The organism is Actinacidiphila polyblastidii (assembly GCF_036353415.1).
GTDB classification, from domain to species: domain Bacteria; phylum Actinomycetota; class Actinomycetes; order Streptomycetales; family Streptomycetaceae; genus Actinacidiphila; species Actinacidiphila polyblastidii.
In genome coordinates, this window is the sequence record NZ_JAZEWV010000038.1 from 1 (window position 1) to 25,734 (window position 25,734).

The 25,734-nt window shown below is 73.9% G+C and carries 23 protein-coding genes; 10 read left to right on the plus strand and 13 right to left on the minus strand.

The annotated features are described in order from the left end of the window. From V2S66_RS29030 to V2S66_RS29060, 7 genes are all read right to left on the minus strand, one after another. On the minus strand, window positions 1-725 hold a 725-nt coding region (locus V2S66_RS29030; protein WP_413966512.1), incomplete at its 3' end, for an ABC transporter ATP-binding protein. Beyond that, window positions 712-1,641, minus strand: a complete 930-nt coding sequence (locus V2S66_RS29035) for an ABC transporter permease (RefSeq protein ID WP_330799705.1) — start codon at window positions 1,639-1,641, stop codon at window positions 712-714. The genes V2S66_RS29035 and V2S66_RS29030, both read right to left, overlap by 14 nt. A gap of 81 nt (window positions 1,642-1,722) precedes the next feature. Beyond that, on the minus strand, window positions 1,723-2,616 hold the full coding sequence (locus V2S66_RS29040) for a glycosyltransferase family 2 protein (RefSeq protein WP_330799706.1): 894 nt from the start codon (window positions 2,614-2,616) through the stop codon (window positions 1,723-1,725). Further along, window positions 2,613-3,392 (minus strand): CDP-alcohol phosphatidyltransferase family protein, encoded by a 780-nt coding sequence (locus tag V2S66_RS29045; protein ID WP_330799707.1) that lies wholly within the window; start codon window positions 3,390-3,392, stop codon window positions 2,613-2,615. Before V2S66_RS29045 ends, V2S66_RS29040 begins: the two co-directional genes overlap by 4 nt. Continuing rightward, window positions 3,370-4,431, minus strand: a complete 1,062-nt coding sequence (locus V2S66_RS29050; RefSeq protein WP_330799708.1) for an iron-containing alcohol dehydrogenase family protein — start codon at window positions 4,429-4,431, stop codon at window positions 3,370-3,372. Before V2S66_RS29050 ends, V2S66_RS29045 begins: the two co-directional genes overlap by 23 nt. Continuing rightward, entirely contained in the window at window positions 4,419-5,171 is a 753-nt protein-coding gene (locus tag V2S66_RS29055; protein WP_330799709.1) for a phosphocholine cytidylyltransferase family protein, read from the minus strand. Before V2S66_RS29055 ends, V2S66_RS29050 begins: the two co-directional genes overlap by 13 nt. Next, complete coding sequence (locus V2S66_RS29060; RefSeq protein ID WP_413966513.1) at window positions 5,168-7,066, minus strand: DUF5941 domain-containing protein; 1,899 nt, start codon at window positions 7,064-7,066, stop codon at window positions 5,168-5,170. The genes V2S66_RS29055 and V2S66_RS29060 overlap by 4 nt, the downstream gene beginning before the upstream one ends. 450 nt (window positions 7,067-7,516) lie before the next feature. On the opposite strand from V2S66_RS29060, the gene V2S66_RS29065 reads away from it, so the two are divergent. After that, complete coding sequence (locus tag V2S66_RS29065; RefSeq protein WP_330799710.1) at window positions 7,517-8,461, plus strand: cation diffusion facilitator family transporter; 945 nt, start codon at window positions 7,517-7,519, stop codon at window positions 8,459-8,461. A 52-nt stretch (window positions 8,462-8,513) separates the two neighbouring features. Then, a complete protein-coding gene (gene idi, locus V2S66_RS29070) occupies window positions 8,514-9,128 on the plus strand; it encodes an isopentenyl-diphosphate Delta-isomerase (RefSeq protein WP_330799711.1) in 615 nt (204 codons plus the stop codon). A 72-nt stretch (window positions 9,129-9,200) separates the two neighbouring features. On the opposite strand, the gene V2S66_RS29075 is transcribed toward idi, so the two are convergent. Beyond that, complete coding sequence (locus tag V2S66_RS29075; RefSeq protein ID WP_330799712.1) at window positions 9,201-9,671, minus strand: ATP-binding protein; 471 nt, start codon at window positions 9,669-9,671, stop codon at window positions 9,201-9,203. A gap of 248 nt (window positions 9,672-9,919) precedes the next feature. Between V2S66_RS29075 and V2S66_RS29080 the strand changes: the two genes are divergently transcribed. Then, window positions 9,920-10,684: an enoyl-CoA hydratase/isomerase family protein gene (locus V2S66_RS29080; protein ID WP_330799713.1), complete on the plus strand. Its 765-nt coding sequence runs from the start codon at window positions 9,920-9,922 to the stop codon at window positions 10,682-10,684. Window positions 10,685-10,713: 29 nt separating this feature from the next. On the opposite strand, the gene V2S66_RS29085 is transcribed toward V2S66_RS29080, so the two are convergent. Beyond that, window positions 10,714-11,601 carry a DMT family transporter gene (locus tag V2S66_RS29085; RefSeq protein WP_330799714.1) on the minus strand — a complete coding sequence of 296 codons (888 nt, stop codon included), beginning with the start codon at window positions 11,599-11,601 and terminating at the stop codon, window positions 10,714-10,716. A 101-nt stretch (window positions 11,602-11,702) separates the two neighbouring features. Next, complete coding sequence (locus V2S66_RS29090) at window positions 11,703-12,521, minus strand: TrmB family transcriptional regulator (protein WP_330799715.1); 819 nt, start codon at window positions 12,519-12,521, stop codon at window positions 11,703-11,705. A gap of 297 nt (window positions 12,522-12,818) precedes the next feature. Between V2S66_RS29090 and V2S66_RS29095 the strand changes: the two genes are divergently transcribed. Continuing rightward, entirely contained in the window at window positions 12,819-14,864 is a 2,046-nt protein-coding gene (locus V2S66_RS29095) for a putative Ig domain-containing protein (protein WP_330799716.1), read from the plus strand. A gap of 124 nt (window positions 14,865-14,988) precedes the next feature. On the opposite strand, the gene V2S66_RS29100 is transcribed toward V2S66_RS29095, so the two are convergent. After that, window positions 14,989-15,435: a hypothetical protein gene (locus V2S66_RS29100; protein ID WP_330799717.1), complete on the minus strand. Its 447-nt coding sequence runs from the start codon at window positions 15,433-15,435 to the stop codon at window positions 14,989-14,991. A gap of 140 nt (window positions 15,436-15,575) precedes the next feature. Next, window positions 15,576-17,210, minus strand: coding sequence for a ribosomal protection-like ABC-F family protein (gene abc-f, locus V2S66_RS29105; RefSeq protein ID WP_330799718.1), 1,635 nt, complete (start codon window positions 17,208-17,210; stop codon window positions 15,576-15,578). Window positions 17,211-17,354: 144 nt separating this feature from the next. Between abc-f and V2S66_RS29110 the strand changes: the two genes are divergently transcribed. Genes V2S66_RS29110 through V2S66_RS29135 form a run of 6 tightly spaced genes read left to right on the plus strand, consistent with a single transcriptional unit; the run spans window position 17,355 to window position 24,600 of the window. Next, a complete protein-coding gene (locus V2S66_RS29110) occupies window positions 17,355-18,176 on the plus strand; it encodes a TIGR03084 family metal-binding protein (protein ID WP_330799719.1) in 822 nt (273 codons plus the stop codon). 47 nt (window positions 18,177-18,223) lie between these two features. Beyond that, a complete protein-coding gene (locus tag V2S66_RS29115; RefSeq protein ID WP_330799765.1) occupies window positions 18,224-19,762 on the plus strand; it encodes an acyl-CoA carboxylase subunit beta in 1,539 nt (512 codons plus the stop codon). A gap of 11 nt (window positions 19,763-19,773) precedes the next feature. Next, on the plus strand, window positions 19,774-21,924 hold the full coding sequence (locus tag V2S66_RS29120) for an ATP-binding protein (protein ID WP_330799720.1): 2,151 nt from the start codon (window positions 19,774-19,776) through the stop codon (window positions 21,922-21,924). Beyond that, a complete protein-coding gene (locus tag V2S66_RS29125; RefSeq protein ID WP_330799721.1) occupies window positions 21,921-23,111 on the plus strand; it encodes an acyl-CoA dehydrogenase family protein in 1,191 nt (396 codons plus the stop codon). The genes V2S66_RS29120 and V2S66_RS29125 overlap by 4 nt, the downstream gene beginning before the upstream one ends. Before the next feature lie 56 nt (window positions 23,112-23,167). After that, window positions 23,168-23,911, plus strand: coding sequence for an enoyl-CoA hydratase family protein (locus V2S66_RS29130; RefSeq protein ID WP_330799722.1), 744 nt, complete (start codon window positions 23,168-23,170; stop codon window positions 23,909-23,911). Beyond that, window positions 23,899-24,600, plus strand: a complete 702-nt coding sequence (locus V2S66_RS29135) for a TetR/AcrR family transcriptional regulator (protein ID WP_330799723.1) — start codon at window positions 23,899-23,901, stop codon at window positions 24,598-24,600. The genes V2S66_RS29130 and V2S66_RS29135 overlap by 13 nt, the downstream gene beginning before the upstream one ends. Here the strand turns inward: V2S66_RS29135 and V2S66_RS29140 are convergent. Beyond that, complete coding sequence (locus V2S66_RS29140) at window positions 24,584-25,594, minus strand: GNAT family N-acetyltransferase (RefSeq protein WP_330799724.1); 1,011 nt, start codon at window positions 25,592-25,594, stop codon at window positions 24,584-24,586. The genes V2S66_RS29135 and V2S66_RS29140 overlap by 17 nt on opposite strands. Between the last annotated feature and the right edge of the window lie 140 nt (window positions 25,595-25,734).

Below are 25,734 nucleotides of genomic sequence, written 5' to 3' on the forward strand. Positions count from 1 at the left end.
AGCACCCGGTCGCAGGTGTCGCGGATGGAGTTGTTGTTGTGGCTGACCAGGAAGACCGTGCCGGCCTCCTTGCGCAGCTCGCGGATGCGCTCCTCGGAGCGCTTCTGGAACGCCCGGTCGCCGGTCGCGAGCGCCTCGTCGATCATCAGCACGTCGTGGTTCTTCGCCGCCGCGATCGAGAACCGCAGCCGGGCCGCCATGCCCGAGGAGTACGTGCGCATCGGCAGCGAGATGAAGTCGCCCTTCTCGTTGATGCCCGAGAAGTCCACGATGCCCTGGTAGCGCTCCCTGACCTCCTCCTGCGACATGCCCATCGCCAGACCGCCCAGCACCACGTTCGTCCCGCCGGTCAGGTCGTTCATCAGCGCCGCGTTCACGCCGAGCAGCGACGGCTGGCCGTCGGTGAAGATCTTCCCGCTCTCCGGCGGCAGCAGGCCGGCGATGGCCCGCAGGATGGTGGACTTGCCCGAGCCGTTCGAGCCGATGATGCCGATCGCCTCGCCGCGGTAGGCGGTGAAGGTCACCCCGCGCACCGCGTGCACCCGGCGGATGTTCGGGTTGGACTTGCGGCGCACCAGCCGGGACAGCGCCGCGGTGGCGCTGCCCTTGCCGGTGCCGGCGCCGTACACCGTGTACACGATGTGCACGTCGTCCACGATGACGGTGGGCACCCGCGTCCCGGCGGCCGGAGTCCGCTCGATGGTCTGCTGCTCAGCCACGGCCATACTGCTCTTCAGCCTTCCAGAAGTAGATGTAGCCGCCGACCCCGACGAGCACCGCCCAGCCCACCGCGCTGGCCCACACGTGCGGCGGCATCTGCGAGCTGGTGACGCTGTCGATCAGCGCGAAGCGCATCAAGTCGATGTAGACCGCCGCCGGGTTGATGTCCAGCAGGATCCGTACGAAGTGCGGGGCGTTGTTGGTCAGGTTGGTGATGCTGTACATCACGCCCGACATGTACATCCAGGTCCGCAGGATGAACGGCATCAGCTGCGCCAGGTCCGTCATCTTGCTGCCGAGCCGGGCCACGATCATCGCCAGCCCGGTGTTGAAGACCCACTGGGTGATCAGCGCGGGGATCATCAGCAGCCAGGACGCGTCCGGCACCTCGCCGGTCATCAGGACGATCGCGACGAGCACGAACATCGACATCAGCAGCTGCTGGAGCTGCATCAGCGTGAAGGCGATCGGCATCGACGCCCGGGGGAAGTGCAGGGCTCTGATCAGTCCCAGGTTGCCGGAGACGGCCCGGACGCCGCTGAGCACCGAGGACTGGGTGAAGGTGAAGATGAAGATGCCGGTGACCAGGAAGGCGATGAAGTTGTCGATGCCCTTGCTGGTACCGATGAGCAGGCCGAAGATCAGGTAGTAGACGGCCGCGTTGAGCAGCGGTGTCATGACCTGCCAGAGCTGGCCGAGGCGGGCCTGGGTGTACTGGGCCTGGGTGCGTGCCTTGGCGAACTCGTTGATGAAATGTCGGCGGCCCCACAGCTGCCGGGTGTAGTCCGCCAGTCCGGGCCGGGCGCCACTGACCGACAGCCCGTACTTGGCGGCAAGCTGGGCGGGGCTGAGGCCGTCATCGGCCGAGGGCGCCGGGGGGGCGCCGACGGCGACCGCACCATCGTGCGTTGTCTCGCTCACAGTTGACACTTTCGTCCTCAAGGTGCGCGCGCCGGGTGCAGGGGATCCCGGCTGCGCCTGATGCTCTCAGGTCCGAGCTTGTCAGATGATCGGGGGTCGGCCTAGTCGGGTCAACCGCCAGACCGTCCGCCACTTCATGGGTCTGCGTTCGCCGCACGACGTGGTCCAGCCCTCGCGGAAGCCGCCGAGCCACGCGCGCAGCGCCTGCCGCGACGGCCGCCGCAGCACGGTCAGCGCGAACCATACGCCGAGATACACCGGGACCAGCAGCCAGGGCAGGTTCCGGCGGGCCAGCCACACCCGGTTGCGGGCCACCAGCCGGTGGTAGACCGCGTGCCGGGCCGGGGAGGTGGCCGGATGGTGCAGTACGAGATCGGAGCGGTAGTCGATCATCCAGCCGGCGTCAAGGGCACGCCAGGCCAGATCCGTCTCCTCGTGCGCGTAGAAGAACTCCGCGGGCAGCGCGCCGACCTGGCCGACCACCTCCGAGCGGACCGCGCAGGCGCCGCCGAGGAAGGTGGTCACCCGGGAGTCGCGCATCGGGTCGGCGGCGCGCAGCCGGGGGACGTGGCGGCGCTGGGTGACGCCGGTCTCCGGGTCGGCGATCCGGAAGCTGACGATGCCCAGCCGCGGGTCGGCGGCGAACGCGGCCCGCACCAGCTCACCGGTGTCGTCGGAGGGCAGCAGGCCGTCGTCGTCGAGGAAGAGCAGCACGTCGACGTCGCGGCCGGCCGGGCCGAACAGCTCGATGCCGACGTTGCGGCCGCCGGGGATGCCGAGGTTCTCCGGCAGCTCCGCGGTGCGCAGTCCCGGCGGCAGCGGCGGCAGCGGCGAGCCGTTGCCGACCACCGCCACCTCGATCGCCGGGCCCTGCTGCTTGGCCACCGAGTCCAGCAGGTCCTGCAGTTCGGCCGGCCGGTTTCCCATGGTGATGATCACCGCGCCGAGCCGCAGCGGCGCCGCCGGGCCGCTCATTTCAGCCTGCTGGAGGCGAGCACGGACACCAGGTGCAGCAGGGTCTGCAGCAGGGCGATCGCGGCCAGCACCGCCACGCCGAGCCGGGTGAAGAACAGGTCGCCGCGGATCTGGTCGACGATCGCGAGCACCACGATGAGCAGCGACGCCTCGACGCCGAGCACCAGCCGGTGGAACTTCAGCGCCGCGGCGGCCCTGCGGGCCAGCGCCACACCGGAGGAGCGCGGCTCGGAGGCGGCCTCCTTGACCGGGGCGAGGCCGGCCTGGTGGCGTGCCACGCCGACGAGGTCGGTCTCCGCCTTGATCAGGATCGCGCCGAGCGCGGCCAGCGTGCCCAGGAACGCCCAGAGCCAGTCGATCCGGCCCGAGCCCCACAGGTCGGCGGCGCGCAGCCCCACGCCGACCAGCACCGCCGCGTCGCACAGGTACGCGCCGACCCGGTCGAGGTAGACGCCGCCGAGGGAGAACTGCTGCTTCCAGCGGGCGACCTCGCCGTCGACGCAGTCGAGCAGCAGGTACAGCTGGACCATGACCAGGCCGAGCACCGCGCCCGCGATCCCCGGCACCAGCAGGGCCGGGGCGGCCAGCACGCCGAAGAAGGTCATCAGGTACGTCAACTGGTTGGGCGTGATCGAGGTGAGTACCAGATGCCGGTCTATGCGCAGCGAGAGTTCGCGCATGTAGAGCCGGCCGGCCCAGTGCTCGCCGCTGCGCCTGTCCTTCACGCCCGGGGGGTGAACGACCGGGCGCAGTTCAGCTACTGATGGCTTTGGCATAGTCGGCGTATGCGTCCCTGATGTCGGTGTCGGACAGATCCAGGTGTTCCAGGATCGTGAAGCGCCCGGGGCGGGTCTGCGGGGCGTAGCGCACCGCCTCGACGAACTCCGGTGTGGTGAAGCCGATCTCCTCCGGCAGCACCGGCAGGCCGTGGCGGCGCAGCGTCTCGGCGATGTTCCCGGACTCCTCGTAGGCGCCGCGCAGGTGCATCGCGAAGGCCGCGCCCAGGCCGCACTGCTCGCCGTGCGCCGCGGCCCGCTGCGGGAAGAGCAGGTCGAAGGCGTGGCTGATCTCGTGGCAGGCCCCGGAGGAGGGCCGGGTGTCACCGCTGATCGACATGGCGATGCCGGAGAGCACCAGGCCCTCGGCGAGGGTGGTGAGGAAGGCGTCGTCGCCGATGCCGCCGGGGTGGCGCAGCACCGCCTCGCCGGCGCTGCGCGCCATCGCCGCGGCCAGGCCGTCGATGGACTCGCCGTTCTCGCGGTGCGCCAGCTCCCAGTCGGCGATCGCCGAGATGTTGGAGAGCGCGTCGCCGATGCCGGCCCTGACGTAGCGGGCCGGCGCCTCCCGGATCACGTCCAGGTCGATGACCATCGCGATCGGCGTCGGCACGCCATACGAGCCGCGGCCGTTGTCGTTGTCGAGCGTGGACACCGGCGAGCACAGGCCGTCGTGCGAGAGGTTGGTGGCGACCGCGACCATCGGCAGGCCGACCCGCGCCGCGGCGTACTTGGCCACGTCGATGATCTTGCCGCCGCCCAGGCCGACCACCGCGTCGTAGCGCTTGCCGCGCATGGCGTCGGCGAGCTTGACGGCGGCGTCGATGCTGCCGCCCTGCACCGGGTACCAGTCGGCGCCCGGCAGCTCGGGCGCGAGCCGGTCGCGCAGCTTGGCGCCGGAGCCCTCGCTGATCGCGAAGGCGAGCTTGCCCGACGTGGAGATCCGCTGGTCGGCGAGGAGCTTGGCGAGGTCGGCGAGGGCCCCGCCGTTGATGTCGACGACGACCGGCGAGGGGATCAGCCGGGTCAGTACCGGCATGCGATCTCCCGGCCCCTGGCGAGGTCCTCGTGGTTGTCGATCTCGACCCAGGAGACCTCGCCGATCGGCGCGACGTCGATGGTGAAGCCGCGGTCGATCAGCTCCTGGTAGCCGTCCTCGTAGTACAGGTCGGGGTCGCGCTCGAAGGTGGTCTTCAGCGCGTCGGCCAGCTCGGCGGCCGCGTCGCCCTCGATGAGGGTGACGCCGATGTACTCGCCGGTGGCCTCGGCCGGGTCCATCAGCTTGGTGATCCGGCGCACTCCGCTGCCGGGCTCGGCGACGACCTTCATCTCCTCGTCGGCGAGCTTCTTGGCGGTGTCCAGCGCGAGGATGATCTTCCGGCCCTCGCCGCGGGCGGCCAGCAGCGTCCGCTCCACCGACACCGGGTGCACCGTGTCGCCGTTGGCCAGGATCACGCTGTGCCGCAGGGCGTCACGCGCGCACCACAGGGAGTACGCGTTGTTCCACTCCTCGGCCTTGTCGTTGTCGATCAGGGTGAGGGTGACGCCGTACTTGGCCTCCAGCGCGGCCTTGCGCGCGTAGACCGCCTCCTTGCGGTACCCGACGACGACGGCGACCTCGGTCAGGCCGATCTCGGCGAAGTTGCCGAGGGTGAGGTCCAGCACCGTGATGCTCTCCTCGGCGCCCTCCGGTCCGACCGGCACCAGCGCCTTGGGCAGGGTGTCGGTGTAGGGACGCAGACGCCGTCCGGCGCCGGCCGCCAGCACGAGGCCGATCATGCGGGTTCTCCTGATTCGTCGTGTACAGCGGGGGCGCCGTCCAGATGAGCGCGCACCCAGAAGCGGATGCTCTCGACGAGGACCAGGACTGCGAGTACGGCGGCGAGCGCCGTGAGAGCGGTCACGAGTCCTGTGTGGTGCGCGAGAGCGGCCGCGAGGACGGCCACCAGCAGCGCCCGTCCCTCGTGCCCGCCCGCTGCCCGCACCAGGGCCCGCGGCGGCGCCCCGGTGCCGCCGCGGATGCGGTACACCGTGTCGTAGTGATGGTAGGCGACGGCGGCCACCAGCCCGAAAGCGGCGGGCAACGCCCCGTTCACCTGTGAGACGGCGGCGAGCGCCAGCACGGTTCCGTACTCGCCCGCCCGGAACAGCGGCGGGACCAGCCAGTCCAGCGCGCCCTTCAGCGGCCGGGCGACCGCCACACCCGAGGTCAGCACGTAGACGGCCGCCGCGGCGACCACCCACCAGCTGCCGGCCGGGGCCAGCGCCGCGGTCGCGGCCAGCAGGCCCGCACCGGCCAGCGCGATCGCCGGCGGGGCGAAGGCCGGCAGCCGCACGGCCACCGGCCGGGCGAGGCGGGCCACCGCCTCGGCCAGCGGCCCGCTGTCGGCGAGGTCGGCGAGTGCCTGCGCCGCCCGGTCGGTCCGGCGCGCCGTGCGGGTGAGGGAGCGCAGCACCCGGCCGGCGGTGGTGTAGCAGGCGGCCAGGGCGCAGCCGACCAGCAGCACGACGAGGGTGATCCGCGGCGTGGTGACCGCGGTGAGCACCGCGATCATCGCCCAGCGCTCGCCGATCGGCAGCACGATCATCCGGCGCACCCACACCGTCCAGCCGACGCTGTCCAGCCGGCCGGACAGCGCCGCGGTGGGGCTGGTGTTCGCGGTGGCGTCGTGGTTGGCCTCGTTGAAGGCGAAGTCCACGACGTGCCGGCAGGTCTGCAGCACCATCGCGCCGAGCGCCAGCGCCCACACGTCGTCGCCGCCGCGGGCCGCGCCGAGCGCCAGCCCGGCGTAGTAGGCGTACTCCTTGGCCCGGTCGAAGGTCGCGTCGAGCCAGGCGCCGAGCGTCGAGTACTGCAGCGAGTAGCGGGCGAGCTGGCCGTCGGTGCAGTCCAGCACGAAGGAGGCGAGCAGCAGCACGCCGGCCGCGACGAAGCCGCCGCGGGTGCCGGTGGCCGCGCAGCCGGCCGCGATCAGCGCGACCAGCAGCGAGGCGGTGGTCACCTGGTTCGGGGTCATCCCGCGGCGGGCGCACCAGCGCGCGAGGTAGCGCGAGTAGGGGCTGACGCAGTGGGTGGTGAAGAAGCCGTCGCGCGCCTTGACGGCGCTGCGCAGCCGTACCGCCTCCTCGTCGACGCCGCCGGTCTCCCGCACCGCCGCCGCGCGCCCGGCCTCGTCCTCGGGGACGGCGGCGACGAGCACGCCGAGGTCGACGCGGTGCAGCCGCCCCTCGCGGTCGAGGACGCCGGCGAGCACGTCGGGCAGCACGTCGGGGCGGGCCGCGGACCAGGCCGTGTCCGCGTCCGTGTCGGTGTCCACGGACGGGTCCCGCGCGCCTTCCTCCGCGGTGCGCGCGCCGGGCTCGGCCAGCGCCGTGCGCGCCTGGGCGGTGGAGCCCGCGGCGCGGGTGGTCCCGGCGCCCGCGCCCGCGGCGCCGGACGCGGCCGCGCCGGGGCCCGCGGCGAGCGCGGCCAGGGCGGTGGCGAGCGCCGGGCGGGCGGCGGGCTGCACGCCGAGCGCGCCGGGCACCGCGGCGGAGTCGAAACGGGGGTCGGTCAGCGCCAGGCGCAGCGAGTGGCGGTGGCCGAGGAAGCGGGAGTCGACCAGCGCGACGCGCTCGCCGGCGGGCAGCTCGGCCAGGCGCGCGGCGGCCTGCGCGGGCGTGGCCGCGGGCACGGCCGAGAACCCCAGCGCCCGCAGGTCGTCGGCGAGCGGCGACGGCGTGCCGGCGACGGGCGGGCCGGTGAGGATTGCGGTCGGCAGAGGAACCCACTCCCTGGAAGCGTGCGGAGGCGTGCCCGCGGGGCCGCCGGAAAGTGGCGGGGCCGGGCCGGGCACCGGCGAGGCTATCGGATCGCGGACGGCGGGCGTTCACTGCCCGTTCGCCTGGACTTGGCGCCTTCGGTGTGATCATCATCCTCGATCCCGGGCGCGCTCGACAACCGGCCTGCCGCTGCTCCGTCCGGGTGGGGCCGACGGCATGCCGGCCACCCGCTGGGCGCGCCTCATCACCGCAGGTCACCGCAGATGACAACGGTCTCCAGTACCGGCTTGTCCACGGTGCGTGACCGGTGTTGACTGGCCCGCGCAGCACGAGCACCGCACTTCGGAAGGGGGCCGCGTCCCATGGGGGCAGGACACAGCCACGGCCACGGCCACCAGCACGGCCCCGGGCCCGGCGGCACCGCCGGGGCGGCGTACCGCGGCCGGCTGCGGATCGCGCTGGGCATCACCGTGCTGGTGCTCACCACCGAGGTGGTCGGCAGCGCGGTCACCGGCTCGCTCGCGCTGCTCGCCGACGCCGGGCACATGGCCACCGACGCGGCCGGCCTGGCCATGGCGCTGGTCGCCATCCACGTGGCCGCCCGCCCGGCCAGCGAGCGCCGCACCTTCGGCTACGCGCGCGCCGAGATCCTGGCGGCGGTGCTCAACGCGGTGCTGCTCTTCGGTGTCGGCGCCTTCATCTTCTACGAGGGCGTGCGCCGGCTGATCACCCCGCACGGCATCGACGGCGGCCTGACCGTGGTCTTCGGCCTGATCGGCGTGGTGGCCAACTCCGTCTCACTGCTGGTGCTGCTGCGCGGCCAGGCGGAGAGCCTGAACGTGCGCGGCGCGTTCCTGGAGGTGATGGCGGACGCCTTCGGCTCGCTGGCCGTGGTGGTGGCCGCGGTCGCCTACCTCACCACCGGCTGGCGGCAGGCCGACGCGGTCGCCTCGCTGCTGATCGGCGTGCTGATCGTGCCGCGCACCTGGCAGCTGCTGCGCGAGGCGGTGGACGTGCTGCTGGAGGCCGCGCCGAAGAACGTCGACATGGCGCAGGTGCGGCGGCACATCGAAGGGCTGCCGGGCGTCGAGGGCCTGCACGACCTGCACGCCTGGACGATCACCTCGGGCCTGCCGGTGCTCTCCGCGCACGTGGTGGTCAGCCAGGACGTGCTGGAGGCGGTCGGCTACGAGAAGATGCTGCACGACCTGCAGGGCTGCCTGGGCGCGCACTTCGACGTGGAGCACTGCACCTTCCAGCTGGAGCCGGTGGGCCACGCCGAGCACGAGGCGCGGCTGTGCCATTGAGCGCCGACCGGTGAGGCAGACTAGGGCCTTGTCGTCGAACCGAAGGATGGATATGCCGACCAGTCCTGCCACCGGCCGACCGGGCTCCTCCCCCGCCGCCCCGCCCTCCCCCAACGGGGTGGCCGATCCGATCATGCTCGAACTGGTCGACGAGAGCGGCGTCACGATCGGCACGGCGGAGAAGCTGTCGGCGCACCTGGCGCCGGGACGGCTGCACCGCGCGTTCTCCGTCTTCCTCTTCGACGAGCAGGGCCGGCTGCTGCTCCAGCGCCGCGCGCTCGGCAAGTACCACTCCCCCGGCGTGTGGTCGAACACCTGTTGCGGCCACCCCTACCCCGGCGAGGCACCGTTCGTCGCCGCGGCACGGCGCACCGCCGAGGAGCTGGGCGTCGCGCCGGTGCTGATGCGCGAGGCCGGCACGGTCCGCTACAACCACCCCGACCCGGCGTCCGGGCTCGTCGAGCAGGAGTACAACCACCTGTTCGTGGGACTTGTGGGCGGCGCGCTCGTCCCCGATCCGGATGAAATCGAGGACACGGCGTTCACGACCCCCGAGCAGCTGGCGCGGTTGCGCGAGGACGGGCCGTTCTCCGCGTGGTTCCAGACCGTGCTGGACGCGGCGCTCCCGACGGTCCGCGAGGTCACCGGCGCAGCCGCCGGCTGGTGAGGCCGGCGCGGGGGGCCGCTGTGCTGGGGGGTGCTGCTCGGGCGTGCTGCACCGGCGGTCAGCGCACGGCGGTCAGTGCACGGTCGGGAAGAGCGGCAGCGCCGCCCAGATCACCTTGCCGCCGCCGGGCGTCTGCGCGACGTCGCAGGAGCCGCCCGCCTCGCCGGTGATCGACTTGACCAGCAGCAGGCCGCGGCCCCCGGTGCGGCCGTGGTCGGTCTCCAGCGCCTTCGGCCGGTACGGGTGGTCGTCCTCGACGGCGACCCTGATCCACTCGGCGCCGACGGCGACCTCCACCGCCAGCTGGGGCGAGAGCACCGCGGCGTGCTTGACCGCGTTGGTGACCAGCTCGGAGACGATCAGCAGCAGCCCGTACAGGGTGTCCTCGTCGACCGGGACGCCCTGGTCGCGGACGAGGGCGCGCACGCCGTGGCGTACCTGCGGGACGGAGGACTCGAGGGCCGGGGCGGTGAAGCGCCAGACTCCCTCGTACGGTCTCGGGACCGGAACCTGACCCGGCGGGACGCTCCCGCGCACCTCCATGACCGCACCCACCATCGCTTTCGCGTGACGTGCCCGCGCGGACCGCCGGTGCCGCCGGCAGCTCCGCCTCACGGTTCGAGTGTCCGTGACCCCTGCAGTTGCACGTGCAGGAAACCGTAAGTCCGCACCTTTCAGCGGCTATTGACCGGTCGGGACCGATTGTGGCACTGCTGCGACCGATTCCGGCAGGGGGCGGCTTGGATAGGATCGCGTGCGCCGGTCCGCACCCGCCTCCCGAGGAGTCCCGTATGTCCGCGCCCTCGCCCGGCCTGCTGGTGAGCGCCCAGGACGGTACCGCGACCGTCACCATCAGCAATCCTGACCGGCGCAACGCGATGACGCTGGCGATGTGGCGTGCGCTGCCGGAGCTGCTGGACTCGCTGGCCACCGACCCCGCGGTGCGGGTGCTGGTCCTCACCGGCGCCGGCGACACCTTCTGCGCCGGGGCGGACATCGGCGACTTCACCGCGTCCGGCGGTTCGCCGGCCACCCAGCAGGCGGCGGTGGACGCGGAGGAGGCGCTCGCCGCGTTCCCCAAGCCGACGATCGCCGAGGTGCGCGGATTCTGCGTCGGCGGCGGCTGCCAGCTGGCGGTCGCCTGCGACCTGCGGTTCGCCGCGCGGGGCGCCACCTTCGGGGTGACCCCGGCGCGGCTCGGCATCGTCTACCCGGCGTCCTCGACCCGCCGGCTGGTCGAGCTGGCCGGGCCGTCCACCGCGAAGTACCTGCTGTACTCCGCGGAGCTGATCGACGAGGAGCGCGCGCTGCGCACCGGCCTGGTCGACGAGGTGCTGCCGGCCGACCGGCTCGGTCCACGGGTGCGCGCGTTCGCGGGCGTGCTGCGGAGCCGGTCGCAGCTCAGCCAGGCGGCCGCCAAGGAGTTCGCCGCCGGGCCCGCCGCCGCGGACCGCACCGCGTACTGGGCCGCGCAGGCCCGCACCTCCGGCGACACCGCGGAGGGCGCCGCCGCCTTCCTGGCCCGCCGCTCCCCGCGCTTCACCTGGACGCCGTGACGCGGCCGCACGTGTCGGCGGTGTTCCGGTCAGATGACGCGGGTCGCGCCGACGGACCGCTCCGGGGTGACGCCCGGCGGCATCGCGGGGTGGCGGCCGAGCAGGATGACGCCGACGACGATCGCCGCCAGCCCGGCCGCCTCCCAGGCCAGCGCCCCGGCGCTGAGGCGCAGCTGGTCGCCGAGGAAGCCGACGCCGCACGCGATCCCGGCGAGCGGCTGGGCCGCGGTCAGCGAGGGCAGCGACATCCGCAGCGGCGCCATCTCGAAGGCGCTCTGCACCAACAGGATGCCGCTCAGCCCGATGACCACGATCGCGTACGGCTGCCAGTGCGTGAGCAGGCCGGCCACGCCGTCGTCGCGGACGAACTGGCCGCAGACCCGGGTGAGCCCGTCCTGGAGCCCGTAGAGCAGGCCCGCCGCCAGGGCGAGCAGCGCGGCCTGGGCGGACGGCTGGAGGTGCCGGGAGATGACGGTGACGAGCAGCGCGAGCCCGGCGACGATGCCGACGACCAGCCAGTGCCGCAGTGCCCCGGCGGGGGTGCCGCCGCCGTGCGGGCGGCCGGCCACGATGAAGGCGGTGACGCCGAGGGCGAGCAGCGCGACGCCCGTCCAGCCGACCCAGCCCAGCGGCTGCCGGGTGAGCCAGCGGGACAGGGCCATCGCGAAGAGCAGGTTGGTCGCGGTGAGCGGCTCGACGAGCGAGACCTCGCCGTAGGTGAGCGCGACCGCGCCCAGGACCTGGCCGGCGACCTGGAGCCCCAGGCCGAGCAGCCAGTCCGGCATGTGGATCAGGTCGAGCAGCAGCCGGAAGGTCAGGAAGTCCGACAGCGGCGCGCGGGCGGCCGCGCGCTGCTGCAGCACGAAGCCCAGGCCGAGGCAGCACGCGGCACCGACTCCGAGCAGGAACACGGCCACGCGGTCACTCTAACTCCCGGGACCGCGCCGACCCGGTGATCGGCGCGGGGCGGAAACGGGGTGGCGGATCGGCAAGCGCCCCGGTCAGGCGCTCGGCGGCCTCACTCGTCCGGCTCGTCCGGCGCGGTCTGCGCGCTCTCCCACACGGTCAGGAAGGCCATCCGCAGGCAGGCCGCCAGCGCCGGGTGCTCGATGTAGAGCGCGGTGGTGGAGCCGGTCCCTGCGACCGGGTCGGGCATGTCGCACAGCACGAGCGACGCATCGGCGACCACCAGCTTGAGCGGCAGGTGCGCGGCGAACCTGCACTCCTCGCCGGCGGCGGTGGAGCGCCGGACGTTCTCCAGCGTCTCGGGGTCGGAGAGCGCCTCGTGGGTGTAGATCGCCCGGACCGAGCCGCCGGCCCGGCGCAGCCGGCGTACCGCCTTGATGCCCGGGGTGTTCAGCGCGGGGGCGACGAAGGGCGGTTTGGAGAAGCTCAGCAGTTCGTGCCTGGCCTGGTTCTGGATGTCGGTGAACGCCTCGGCGATGGACTTGGGGTCGCGCAGGATCTCGACGTAGTCCAGCGGCACGGTGTGCGAGCGGCCGTCCGCCCAGACCGGGACGAGCGCGGTGGTCAGCGCGGAGGAGACCCGGTCCAGGCGCTCCAGGGCCTCGCGCTGCAGGGCCATCAGCCGGGCCACCGCGAGTTCGGGGGCGACCGCGGAGAAGGTCGCGACCCGCCCGGGATGAGCGGTCGCCAGCCGCCTTCTGACCAGGGCGTCGAGCACGTCGTACACCCGCTGCCTGGGGACGTCCGCCTCGCGGGCGACCTCCGCGGCGGTGTACGACTCGCGTCGCACGAGGGCCAGGTAGACGCGGGCCTCATAGCGTGCGAGGCCCAGTGCGACCAGGTCGTTGACCGGTCCTTCCTCCGTGTCCATGGCGCCACAAGGTATACGGCGGAGATCGTTCGGCGGAAGCGCGGAGGGGGGTCCGCCGGGTCAAGTCGAGGGGAATCCTTTGCCATTGCCCGGTAGTCCCTTGAAGCGAGTGTCACTACGTTCAACCTCGGCCACCACTCAACGTGGTGACAGTGAGCAGTAGTTGGCTGCGGTCGTCAGCCAGATCACCAGTGAACGTGCGCCACACGAAGTCCCAGGCGAAGCCGCTCGATGATCGATTGTCATGACCTTGACATATCCACCCATCGGCGGACGCCCTCGGGAGCCGATCCCCCCATGGAGGGCAGTTCATTGCAGTCGACAAGTCCCGGCCGGGTCAGACGAGCGGTTCGGCGCGCCACCCTCGCGCTGGTCGCCACCGGAGCCCTGGTCACCGGCGGCCTGGTCGCCGCCGCCGCCCCGTCCGTCGCCGCCGCGGCCCCCCAGGGCAGCGTCTCGGCCACCGGCGCCACCGGCGCTACCGCCGGCCACGCGCAGCACCTGTGCGCCACCCCGGGCGAAGGCCAGGCGGCGTGCCTGTCGCTGGCCCGCACCGACGTCATGCACCACCTGGGCATCACCCCGAACGCGACCCCGTCCGGCTACGGCCCCACCGACCTGCAGAGCGCCTACGCGCTGCCGGCCGCCGCGGGCGCCGGCGCCACCGTCGCCATCGTGGACGCGCAGGACGACCCCAACGCCGAGAAGGACCTCGGCACCTACCGCACCCAGTACGGCCTGCCGTCCTGCACCACGGCCAACGGCTGCTTCAAGAAGGTCGACCAGAACGGCGGCACCAGCTACCCGACGGCCGACTCCGGCTGGGCGGGCGAGATATCGCTCGACCTCGACATGGTCAGCGCCGTCTGCCCGCAGTGCCACATCCTGCTGGTCGAGGCGACCTCGGCGAACATGGACGACCTGGGCACCGCGGTGAACCGCGCGGTGACGCTGGGCGCGAAGTACGTCTCCAACAGCTACGGCGGCAGCGAGGACTCCTCGGACACCACGTCGGACTCGCAGTACTTCAACCACCCCGGCGTCGCCATCACCGTCTCCTCCGGTGACGAGGGCTACGGAGCCGAGTACCCGGCGGCCTCGAAGTACGTCACCGCGGTCGGCGGCACCTCGCTCAGCCGCGCCAGCAACACCCGCGGCTGGAGCGAGTCGGTCTGGGGCACCAGCGCCGGCGGCGAAGGCGCCGGCTCGGGCTGCTCCGCCTACGACGCCAAGCCCACCTGGCAGACCGACACCGGCTGCTCCAAGCGCACCATCGCCGACGTCTCCGCGGTCGCCGACCCCAACACCGGCCTGGCCGTCTACGACTCCTACGGCGCCAGCGGCTGGCAGGTCTACGGCGGCACCAGCGCCTCGTCGCCAATCATCGCCTCGGTCTACGCGCTGGCCGGCACCCCGGCCGCGAACACCGTCCCGGCCTCGTACCCCTACGCCCACACCGGCAACCTCAACGACGTGACCAGCGGCGCCAACGGCTCCTGCGGCAGCAGCTACCTGTGCACCGCCAAGGCCGGCTACGACGGCCCGACCGGCCTCGGCACGCCGAACGGCACCACCGCCTTCGCGGGCGGCGGCTCGACCGGCGGCAACACCGTCACCGTCACCAGCCCCGGCAACCAGTCCACCCAGGTCGGCACCGCGGTGAGCCTGCAGGTCCACGCCACCGACTCGGCCTCCGGCCAGACCCTCACCTACAGCGCGACCGGCCTGCCGGCCGGCCTGTCGATCAACGCCTCCAGCGGCCTGATCTCGGGCACCCCGACCACCGCGGGCACCTCCAGCGTCACGGTCACCGCCAAGGACACCACCAACGCGACGGGTTCCGCGTCCTTCACCTGGACGGTCACCAGCAGCGGGGGCGGCGGCTGCACCGCGGCGCAGCTGCTGGGCAACCCCGGCTTCGAGACCGGCACCGCCTCGCCCTGGACGGCGAGCAGCGGCGTCATCGACAACAGCACCGGTGAGGCCGCCCACAGCGGCAGCTGGAAGGCCTGGCTGAACGGGTACGGCACCACCCACACCGACACCCTGTCCCAGTCGGTGACCGTCCCGGCCGCCTGCACCTCCGCGACCTTCACCTTCTACCTGCACATCGACACCGCGGAGACCACCACCACGACCGCGTACGACAAGCTCACCGTCGCGGCCGGCACCACCACCCTGGCCACCTACTCCAACCTGAACAAGGCCACCGGGTACGCGCAGAAGTCCATCAACCTCTCCTCCTACGCCGGCCAGACGGTCACCCTGAAGTTCACCGGCACCGAGGACTCCAGCCTGCAGACCTCCTTCGTCATCGACGACACGGCGGTCAACGTCAGCTGACGCTCCACGGCACCACACCCCCACCGCACGACGGAGCGCGGCTCCCCGCCTGACGCAGCCCCGCTCCCTGCACGATGGACCCGGCCCGGCCCCCACTGCCGGTCCGGGTCCATCCGTGTGCCGGTCACCGCACGTCGACGGTGACCTTCCACCCGGCGATGGCGTGACAGGACGCCGTGCCGGGCTTCGCGCTCGGGCAGACGTGCCGGAAGCCGCTCAGCTCGGCACTTCCCGCCCGCGCGCCGCGATAGACCCCGGGTGACACCTCGGTGAGCGCGGCGCCCTTCTCGGTCGGCGGCCGGTCGCCCCCGGCGAGCTGCAGGCGCAGCGTGCTGCCCACGCTCAGGCACACGTCACGGGTGCTCGCGCCGCCCTGCGGCACCACCACCACGTCACCGCAGTCGGGCGACGACGTGGTCGGGCCCGGGTCCGGTTTCCCCACCCGGACCCCGTCGGCGCTGCCGCAGCCAGCCAGCAGCACCGCGGCCGCCACCGCCGCCACCGCGCCGGCCAGGGCGGACGCGCCGCCGCCGGACCGCTCTCCCGCGCTTCGTGCTCCCCGCGCACGCATCGCCGCTCCCTTCACCATGGTTCACCCTGGCCACTCTGGTCAGGAGCGGCCGGTCATGGATGGGACGCGGGAGGCATCCGGGCGGTTCCCTCCGGATGCGGGCGCGCGCCGGCGGCGGCACGCGACGGCGGCGCCGCAGGTCAGCGTTCGCGGACCAGGCCCTCCGCGACCTCGATCCGGCGGGTGGTGTGCACCGCGTCGAGCATCCGCCGGTCGTGCGTGACCAGCAGCAGCGTGCCGGTGTAGGAGGCCAGTGCCGACTCCAGCTGCTCGATGGCGGCCAGGTCGAGGTGGTTGGTGGGCTCGTCGAGCACGAGCAGGTTGACGCCGCGCGCCTGCAGCAGCGCCAGCGCGGCGCGGGTGCGCTCGCCCGGCGACAGGGTGGCCGCGGGCCGCATCACGTGGTCGGCCTTGAGGCCGAACTTGGCGAGCAGCGTGCGGATCGCGGCGGGGTCCAGCTCGGGCGCCGGCGCCCGGAAGGCGTCCAGCAGCGGCTCCTCGCCGCGGAACAGCTCGCGCGCCTGGTCGACCTCGCCGACCTGGACGCCGGGGCCGAGCGCGGCGTCCCCCTCGTCCAGCGCGAGCCTGCCGAGCAGCGCGCCGAGCAGGGTGGACTTGCCCGAGCCGTTGGCGCCGGTGATCGCGACCCGGTCCGCCCAGTCGATCTGCAGGTCCACCGGGCCGAGCACGAAGCCGCCGCGCCGCACGGTGGCGGCGCGCAGCGTGGCGACGACCGCTCCGGAGCGGGGCGCGGGAGCGATCTCCATCCGCAGCTCCCACTCCTTGCGCGGCTCCTCCACCACGTCGAGGCGCTCGATCATCCGCTCGGTCTGCCGGGCCTTGGCAGCCTGCTTCTCGCTGCCCTCACTGCGCGCCTTGCGGGCGATCTTGTCGTGGTCGGGGGCCTTGCGCATCGCGTTGCGCACGCCCTTGTCCATCCAGCCGCGCTGCATCCTGGCGCGGGCCTCGAGACCGGCCTTGGTGTCGGCGAACTCCTCGTACTCCTCGCGGGCGTGCCGCCGCGCGGTGGCGCGCTCCTCCAGGTACGCGGCGTATCCGCCGCCGTAGACGGCCACCGAGCGCTGGGCGAGGTCGAGCTCCAGGACGGTGGTGACGGTACGGGTGAGGAACTCGCGGTCGTGGCTGACCACGACGGTGCCGGCCCGCAGCTCGGAGACGAACTTCTCCAGTCGCTCCAGGCCGTCCAGGTCGAGGTCGTTGGTCGGCTCGTCGAGCAGGAAGACGTCGTAGCGGCTGAGCAGCAGCGAGGCCAGTCCGGCGCGGGCGGCCTGGCCGCCGGAGAGCGACCGCATGTCCTGGTCGAGGCCGACCCCGAGGCCGAGTGCGACCGCCGCCTCCTCGGCGCGCTCGTCCAGGTCGGCCCCGCCGAGCGCGAGCCAGCGCTCCAGGCCGGTGGCGTAGGCGTCGTCGGCGCCCGGCGCCCCCTCGACGAGCGCCTGCGTGGCCTCGTCCAGCGCGGCCTGCGCGGCGGTCACGCCGGTGCGGCGAGCCAGGAAGTCCCGTACGGACTCGGCCTGGCGGTCCGGCTCCTGCGGCAGGTACCCGACCGTGGCGTCGGCCGGGCTGAGCCGCAGCGACCCCTCCTCGGGGGCGCCGAGGCCGGCGAGCAGCCGCAGCAGGGTCGACTTCCCGGCGCCGTTGACACCCACCAGACCGATCACGTCGCCGGGGGCGACGACCAGGTCGAGCCCGGAGAACAGCACGCGGTCGCCGTGGCCTGCGGCGAGATTCTTGGCAACGAGAGTGGCACTCATCAGGTACGGGATCCTATCGCGACCGCCGTGGCCGGAACCGGCCGCAGGAAACATGCATGCATGCTTGATTGTTTCCTGGGGCCCTGCCACGCTCGGGTGCGCACCGCCACCTCCCACCGCCCGGACGCCTTCCAGGGGTTGCGCATGCCCGATCCGCAGACCGTACGTGCCGTGCTGGACGACCTGCGCGCCGAGGGCGAGGCCCTCGACGGTCTGGTCGCCGGACTCGAACCCGCCCGGTGGGCGACGCCCACCCCCGCGGCCGGCTGGACGATCGCCCACCAGATCGCCCACCTCGCCTGGACCGACGACCTCGCCCTGCAGTCGGTCCAGGACCCGGACGGATTCGTCCGCCAGGTCGCCGCCATGGACGCCCCGCTGGACCGGTACGTCGACGCGGGCGCCGGCGCGGGCGCCGCGGTGCCGCCGGACGCCCTGCTCACCCGCTGGCGCACCGGCCGGGCCGGCCTCGGGGCCGCCCTCGGCGACGGGCTGCTCGACGCCCGCCACCCCTGGTACGGGCCGCCGATGAGCACCGTCGCGATGGCCAACGGCCGGCTGATGGAGACCTGGGCGCACGGCCAGGACGTCGCCGACGCCCTCGGCGTCCGCCGCTCCCCCACGATGCGGCTGCGGCACGTCGCCCGGATCGCGGTGCGCGCCAGGGACTACGCCTTCGCGGTGAACGGCAGGACGCCGCCCCGCGAGGAGTTCCGGGTCGAACTGACCGCGCCCGACGGGTCGCTGTGGGCCTTCGGACCGCAGGACGCGGCACAGCGGGTGTCCGGCGCCGCCCTGGACTTCTGCCTGCTGGCGGTGCAGCGCAGGCACCGCGACGACCTGGCCGTGCGGGCCGAGGGGGCGGACGCCGAGCGGTGGCTGTCGATCGCCCAGGCGTTCGCGGGTCCGCCGGGCAGCGGGCGGGCGCCGGAGGGCGGTTCCGCGGCGGACGGTGGCGCGGCGTGAGCGCGCTGGACACCCGCGGCGCGGACTTCGCCGAGCGGCGCGCCGTGATGCTCGAACGCCTCGGCGAGGTGGCGGCCGCACACGCCGAGGCGCTGGCCGGCGGCGGCCCCAAGTACCAGGAGCGGCACCGCGCCCGCGGCAAGCTCACCGCCCGCGAGCGGGTGGAGCTGCTGCTCGACCAGGACACGCCCTTCCTGGAACTGTCCCCGCTGGCCGGCTGGGGCAGCGACTTCACCACCGGGGCCTCCCTCGTCACCGGGATCGGCGTGATCGAGGGCGTCGAGTGCCTGGTGACCGCCAACGACCCGACGGTGCGCGGCGGCGCGAGCAACCCGTGGACGCTGAAGAAGGCGCTGCGGGCCAACGAGATCGCCTTCGCCAACCGGCTGCCGGTGGTGAGCCTGGTGGAGTCCGGCGGCGCCGACCTGCCCAGCCAGAAGGAGATCTTCATCCCGGGCGGCGCGCTCTTCCGCGACCTGACCAGGCTGTCGGCGGCCGGCATCCCCACCGTGGCCGTGGTGTTCGGCAACTCCACCGCGGGCGGCGCCTACGTGCCGGGCATGTCCGACCACGTCGTCATGGTCAAGGAGCGCTCCAAGGTGTTCCTGGGCGGCCCGCCGCTGGTCAAGATGGCCACCGGCGAGGACAGCGACGACGAGTCGCTGGGCGGCGCGGACATGCACGCGCGCGTCTCGGGGCTCGCCGACCACTTCGCGCTGGACGAGCCGGACGCGCTGCGCACCGCGCGCCGGGTGGTGGCCCGGCTCAACTGGCGCAAGCACGGCCCGAGTCCGCGTCCCCAGCCGCGACCGCCGCTGTTCGACGAGGAGGACCTGCTCGGCATCGTGCCGGGCGACCTGCGCACCCCGTTCGACCCGCACGAGGTGATCGTGCGGGTCACCGACGGCTCCCAGTTCGACGCGTTCAAGCCGCTGTACGGGCCGAGCCTGGTCACCGGCTGGGCCGAGGTGCACGGCTATCCCGTCGGCATCCTCGCCAACGCCCAGGGCGTGCTGTTCAGTTCGGAGTCGCAGAAGGCCGCCCAGTTCATCCAGCTGGCCAACCAGCGCGACATCCCGCTGCTCTTCCTGCACAACACCACCGGCTACATGGTGGGCCGCGAGTACGAGCAGGGCGGCATCATCAAGCACGGCGCCATGATGATCAACGCGGTCTCCAACTCGCGGGTGCCGCACCTCTCGGTGCTGATGGGCGCGAGTTACGGCGCCGGCCACTACGGCATGTGCGGCCGCGCCTACGACCCCCGCTTTCTCTTCTCCTGGCCGAGCGCCAAGTCCGCGGTGATGGGTCCGGCCCAACTGGCCGGAGTCCTCTCGATCGTGGCCCGCCAGTCGGCGCTGGCCAAGGGCCAGGCCTACGACGAGGCGGCGGACGCGGCGCTGCGCGCGATGGTCGAGCAGCAGATCGAGGCGGAGTCGCTGCCGATGTTCCTGTCGGGGCGACTGTACGACGACGGCGTGATCGACCCGCGCGACACCCGCACGGTGCTGGGACTGTGCCTCTCCGCCGTGCACGGCGCGCCCGTCGAGGGCGCGCGGGGCGGCTTCGGCGTCTTCCGGATGTGAGGACTCACCTGATGGATGATCGACAGGATTCCGGCCCACCGGCGGCGCACGGCGCGGACCCGGTGGACGACCGGGCCGCCGGCCCGGCATCGGCGGACGCGGAGGCGGCCGGCGCGCCTCGGCCGATCGGGTCGGTGCTGGTGGCCAACCGGGGTGAGATCGCCCGCCGGGTCTTCCGCAGCTGCCGCGATCTGGGCATCGCCACCGTGGCGGTGTACGCCGACCCCGACGCCCGCGCCGCGCACGTCCGGGCCGCGGACGCCGCGGTGCGGCTGCCGGGGGACGCGCCGGCCGACACCTACCTGCGCGGCGATCTGATCGTCGCCGCGGCCCTCGCCGCGGGCGCCGACGCGGTGCACCCCGGGTACGGATTCCTCTCCGAGAGCGCGCCGTTCGCGCGGGCCGTCGAGGCCGCCGGGCTGGTGTGGATCGGTCCGCCGGCCGCCGCGGTCGAGGCGATGGGCTCCAAGACCCGGGCGAAGGAGCTGATGGCCGCCGCAGGCGTCCCGGTGTTCGGCGCGCTCGACCCGGCCGAGGTCACGGCCGCCGACCTGCCGCTGCTGGTCAAGGCCGCCGCGGGCGGCGGCGGGCGCGGCATGCGGGTGGTACGGGAACTGGCCGCGCTCGATGCGGAGTTGGCGGCGGCCGCGGCGGAGGCGGCGAGCGCCTTCGCGGACGGCGAGGTCTTCCTCGAACCGTACGCGGAGGGCGCGCGGCACGTCGAGGTGCAGGTGCTGGCCGACGCGCACGGCACCGTGTGGGTGCTCGGCGAGCGGGACTGCTCGCTCCAGCGGCGCCACCAGAAGGTGATCGAGGAGACGCCGGCCCCCGGCCTGCCCGGCGCGGTGCGGGCGACCCTGCACGAGGCGGCGGCGAGGGCGGCCCGTTCGATCGGGTACCGGGGCGCCGGCACGGTGGAGTTCCTGGTCGCGCGGGACGGCCGGCCGTACTTCCTGGAGATGAACACCCGGCTGCAGGTGGAGCATCCGGTCACCGAGTGCGTCACCGGACTGGACCTGGTGGCCTGGCAGCTCAAGATCGCGGAGGGCGCGGCGCTGCCGCCGCGGCCGCCCGCGATCCGCGGCCACGCGGTCGAGGCGCGCCTGTACGCGGAGGATCCGGCGCGCGACTGGCAGCCGCAGGCCGGTCCCGTGCACCGGTTCGACGTGCCGGGCGTGGACGTGGAGTTCGGTCCGCTGCCCGGCCGCGAGTCGGGGCTGCGGCTGGACCCGGGCGTGGCCCCCGGCGACGTGGTGGGCGTGCGCTACGACCCGATGCTGGCGAAGGTGGTCGCCTGGGCGCCGACCCGCGCCGAGGCGCTGCGGCGGCTCGCGCACGCGCTGGCCCGCACCCGGCTGCACGGCCCGGCCACCAACCGCGACCTGCTGGTGCGGGCGCTGCGCCACCCGGAGTTCGCCGCGGCGCGGCTGGACACGGGGTTCCTGCAACGGCACGCGGCGCAGCTGGGGATCGGGCCGCCGGCAGCGGCGCCGCCCGCACCGACCGGGCCCGGCGGGGTCGCGGTGACGGACGCGAGTGGCCCGGAGGCGGCCGGCGAGCGGCTGGCCGCGCTGGCGGCAGCGCTCGCGGACGCCGCGGGCCGCACCGCGCGGGGGCCGGTGCCGGTGCGGATCGGCGGGTGGCGCAACCTTCCGTCCCAGCCGCAGCTGAAGCGTTTCCGCGCCGAGCCGGGCGGGCGCACCCACGAGATCCGCTACCGGCTCGGCCGCGGCGGCGAGCTGACCGCGGCGGGCTTCGAGGACACCGCGCTGGTGAGCGCCGACCCGGACCGCGTGGTGCTCGACGTGGCAGGCGTGAGACGCACGTTCGACGTCGCCGCCTACGCCGAACGGGTGTTCGTCGACTCGCCTTTCGTGTGCACCGCGCTGACCGCGCTGCCGCGCTTCACCGAGCCGGGCGAGCGGGCGGCGCCCGGCTCGCTGCGTGCGCCGATGCCCGGCACCGTCATCCGGATAGGTGAACTCGCGCCCGGCGACCGGGTGGAGCGCGGGCAGCCGCTGCTCTGGCTCGAAGCGATGAAGATGGAACACGTGATCGCCGCGCCCGCCGCGGGGACGCTCACCGACCTCACCGCCGAGGTGGGCCGCCAGGTCGAACTCGGCGCCGTACTCGCCGTCGTCAAGGAGGAAACAGGGCCATGAGCACCGTCCACAGCACCTTCGACAGCGCACTGCTGGAGACCCAGGAGCGGCGCGCGCTGCGCTCCGCGGTGGGCGACCTCGCCCGCCGGTACGGCCGCGGCTACTTCACCGAGACCGTCCGCGGGGGCAAGCACACCGACGAGCTGTGGCAGGAGGCCGGCCGGCTCGGCTACCTGGGGGTGAACCTCCCCGAGGAGTACGGCGGCGGTGGCGGCGGCCTCGCCGAACTCGCCCTCGTCCTGGAGGAGCTGGGGGCGGCGGGGTGCCCGCTGCTGCTCCTCATCGTCTCGCCCGCGATCTGCGGCACGGTGATCGCCCGGTTCGGCACCGAGGAGCAGAAGCAGCGCTGGCTGCCCGGCCTCGCGGACGGATCGCTGCGGATGGCCTTCGGCATCACCGAGCCCGACGCGGGCTCCAACTCGCACCGCATCACCACCACCGCGCGCCGCGACCCGGCGACCGGCGGCTGGCTGCTCACCGGCCGCAAGGTGTTCGTCTCCGGGGTGGACATCGCGGACGCCACCCTGATCGTCGGCAGGACCGAGGACGCCCGCACCGGCAAGCTGAAGCCGTGCCTGTTCATCGTGGAGCGCGAGACGCCGGGCTTCGAGTTCCGCCGGATCGACATGGAGCTGTCCGCGCCGGAGAAGCAGTTCCAGCTCTTCCTCGACGACGTGGCGCTGCCCGCCGCGGCCCTGGTCGGCGACGAGGACGCGGGGCTGCTCCAGCTGTTCGCCGGCCTCAACCCGGAGCGCATCATGACCGCCGCCTTCTCCATCGGCATGGGCCGCTACGCCCTGGACACCGCGGTGGAGTACGCCCGCACCCGACAGGTCTGGAAGCAGCCGATCGGCGCCCACCAGGCGATCGCACACCCCCTGGCGCAGGCCCACATCGAGCTGGAACTCGCCCGGCTGATGATGCAGAAGGCGGCGTACCTCTACGACGCGGGCGACGACATGGGCGCGGGCGAGGCCGCCAACATGGCCAAGTACGCCGCGGCCGAGGCGGGCGCCAAGGCCGTGGACCAGGCCGTGCACACCCTCGGCGGCAACGGCCTGACCACGGAGTACGGTCTGGCGTCGCTGCTGACGGCCTCCCGGGTCGGCAGGATAGCCCCGGTCAGCCGCGAGATGATCCTCAACTACGTGTCGCACCACACCCTCGGCCTGCCCAAGTCGTACTGACCCAGGGCCCGTCCTGGCAGCCGCCCGGACCCTTTCGGAGAAGGAGTAATGCCGCCGTGACCACCACCGCGCCCCTGGTGCGCCGGGAGACCGACCGGGGCATCGCCGTCCTCACCCTCGACTCGCCCCACAACCGCAACGCGCTGTCCGCCGCGCTCATCGCCGAACTGACCGGCGCGCTGCGGGAGGCGGCGCGGGACGAGGCGGTGCGGGCGGTGCTGCTCACCCACACCGGCTCCACCTTCTGCGCCGGGGCGGACCTCAAGGCGGACGGCGTCCACCGGGGGCCGGCGCTGCTGGTGGACCTGATGCGGCAACTGGCCGAGCTGCCCAAGCCGGTGGTGGCGCGGGTCGAGGGACACGTCAGGGCCGGTGGTCTCGGGCTGCTCGCGGCGTGCGACATATCGGTGGCCGGCGCCGCCGCCACCTTCGCCTTCTCCGAGGTGCGCCTCGGCCTCGCGCCCTCCGTGGCGTCGATTCCCGTGCTGGCCAGGGCGGACCAGCGGGCCGCCGCCCGCTGGATACTGACCGGCGAGCCGTTCGACACCGCGGAGGCGGTCCGCCTCGGCCTGGTCACCGCGCGGGCCGAGGCGGAGGAGGGCATCCTCGCCGGCCTGCGGGCGTCCTCCCCGCAGGGACTCGCGGAGTCCAAGAAGCTGACCACCGAGCGCTTCCTCTCGCGCCTGGCCGCCGACTCCGCGGACCGCACCCGGCAGAGCGCCCGGCTGTTCGCCTCGCAGGAGGCCGCGCAGGGCGTCAGGGCGCTGCTGGAGAGGCGGGACCCGCCATGGGCGTTGTGACGGAGGGCGGCCCCCGGCAGGACCCGACCGGGAGGCAGCACCGCAGCCCCCAGCAGGCCCGCAGCCCGAAACAGGACCGCAGCCGGGCCACCCGGCAGCGCATCCTGGAGGCGGCGCTCGCCTGCCTGGCCGAGCACGGCTGGTCGGGCAGCACGGTGGCGGTGGTGTGCACGCGCGCGGGCGTGTCCAGGGGCGCCGCGCAGCACCACTTCCGCACCCGGGAGGAGCTGTTCACCGCCGCCATCGCGCACGTGGCGGAGCAGTGGATGGTCGCGGTCCGCGAGCGGGCCGCCGCACTGCCCCGCGACGGCCCCGACCGGACGTACGCGGTCGTCGACCTGCTGGTCGCCGTGCACACCGGGCCGCTGTTCAGGGCCGCGCTGCATCTGTGGGTGGCGGCCGCCGACGAGCCGGCGCTGCGCCCGCTGGTCGGCGCGCTCGAGGGGCGGATCGGGCGGGAGGCGCACCGGCTGGCGGTGGAGTTCCTGGGCGTGGACGAGTCGCTGCCGGGCGTCCGGGAGACCGTGCAGGGGCTGCTGGACATGGCACGCGGGCTCGGCCTGGCGAACCTGCTGAGCGACGACTCGGCGCGCCGGGCGGGCGTCGTCCGGCAGTGGTCCCGTGTGCTGGACGCCGCGCTGCGGCCGGCCGGCGCGCCGGGACCCGGGGAGGTCAGTCCGATGCGGTGACGGCCGGCTCGGAGCCGGCCGTGCCGGTGCTGTCGCCGTCGGTGCTGTCGCGGTCGGCGGTGTCACCGTCGGCGAGGTCGCGGAAGTACCGCACCTCCGTCGCGCAGGTCCGGTAGCCGAGCCACCGGTTGACGGCCAGCATCGGGGCGTTGCCGTCGTCGTTGCCGGTGAAGGCCGTGCGGTAGCCGGCGGCGCGGGCCAGGTGCAGCGAGTGCGCCTTGGCGGCCTTGGCGAGACCGCGGCCGCGGAAGGCCCTGCGGGTGCCGGTGCCGGCGGAGAAGTAGCGGGCGCCGCCGTCGGTGTGCGCGATGACCAGGGCGGCCACCTGGCCGTCGACCTCGGCGACGGTGGTCAGCGCGGCATCGAACTCCGGGCGGTCCCAGGTGATGCGGCGCCAGTCCTCGTAGCTGAGGGAGTCCGACGCCACGTCGCTCGGCTCGTCCTGGAAGCTCTCCAGGTCGGCTTCGTAGAGCGGCCGGGGATCGTCCGTCCAGTGCGCGGCGGGCAGCAGCCGTACGGTGCCCGTACCGGCCGCGGGCTCGGGCACGGCGGGCAGTTCCGCGCCGAGGTCCAGGCGCAGGAACCGCGAGGAGCGGCCGCGCCGGTAGCCGTAGCGGGCGGCGAAGCGGTGGGCGGCGGGCGCGTCCTCGGCGTAGCAGTAGGCGGTGCGGGCGCCGATCGAGGCGAGGTGTGCCTCGGCGGCGGCCAGCAGCGCGCTGCCGACGCCGCGGCCGCGTGCGGAGCGGACCACGTTGAGGTTGGCGAAGCCGAGGCCGGCGTCGGAGGAGTCGGCGAACAGCCCGACGCGGGCGCACCCGACCAGCCGGCCGTCCTCCTCGGCGAGCAGGGCGCGGTACCGCTGGCGGGCGGGCGCCGCGGTCACCTGCGCGTGCACGCCGGGTGGGGTGGTCACCAGGTAGGGCAGCACCTCGTGGAGCAGGGCCGCGACGGCGTCGGCGTCCTCGGCGGAGTAGTCGCGGATGATCAAGGCCATGGGGTGGCACCCTACGCGACGTGGCCGACCCCTCGCCTGTGGTTTTCCCGCAGGCCTCGGGCGGGCGCTTCCGGCGGGGGCTCCGGGCGGGGGCCTGGGGGGGAGGCTTCGCGCCGGGGCCTGCGGCTTCGCGGACGGAA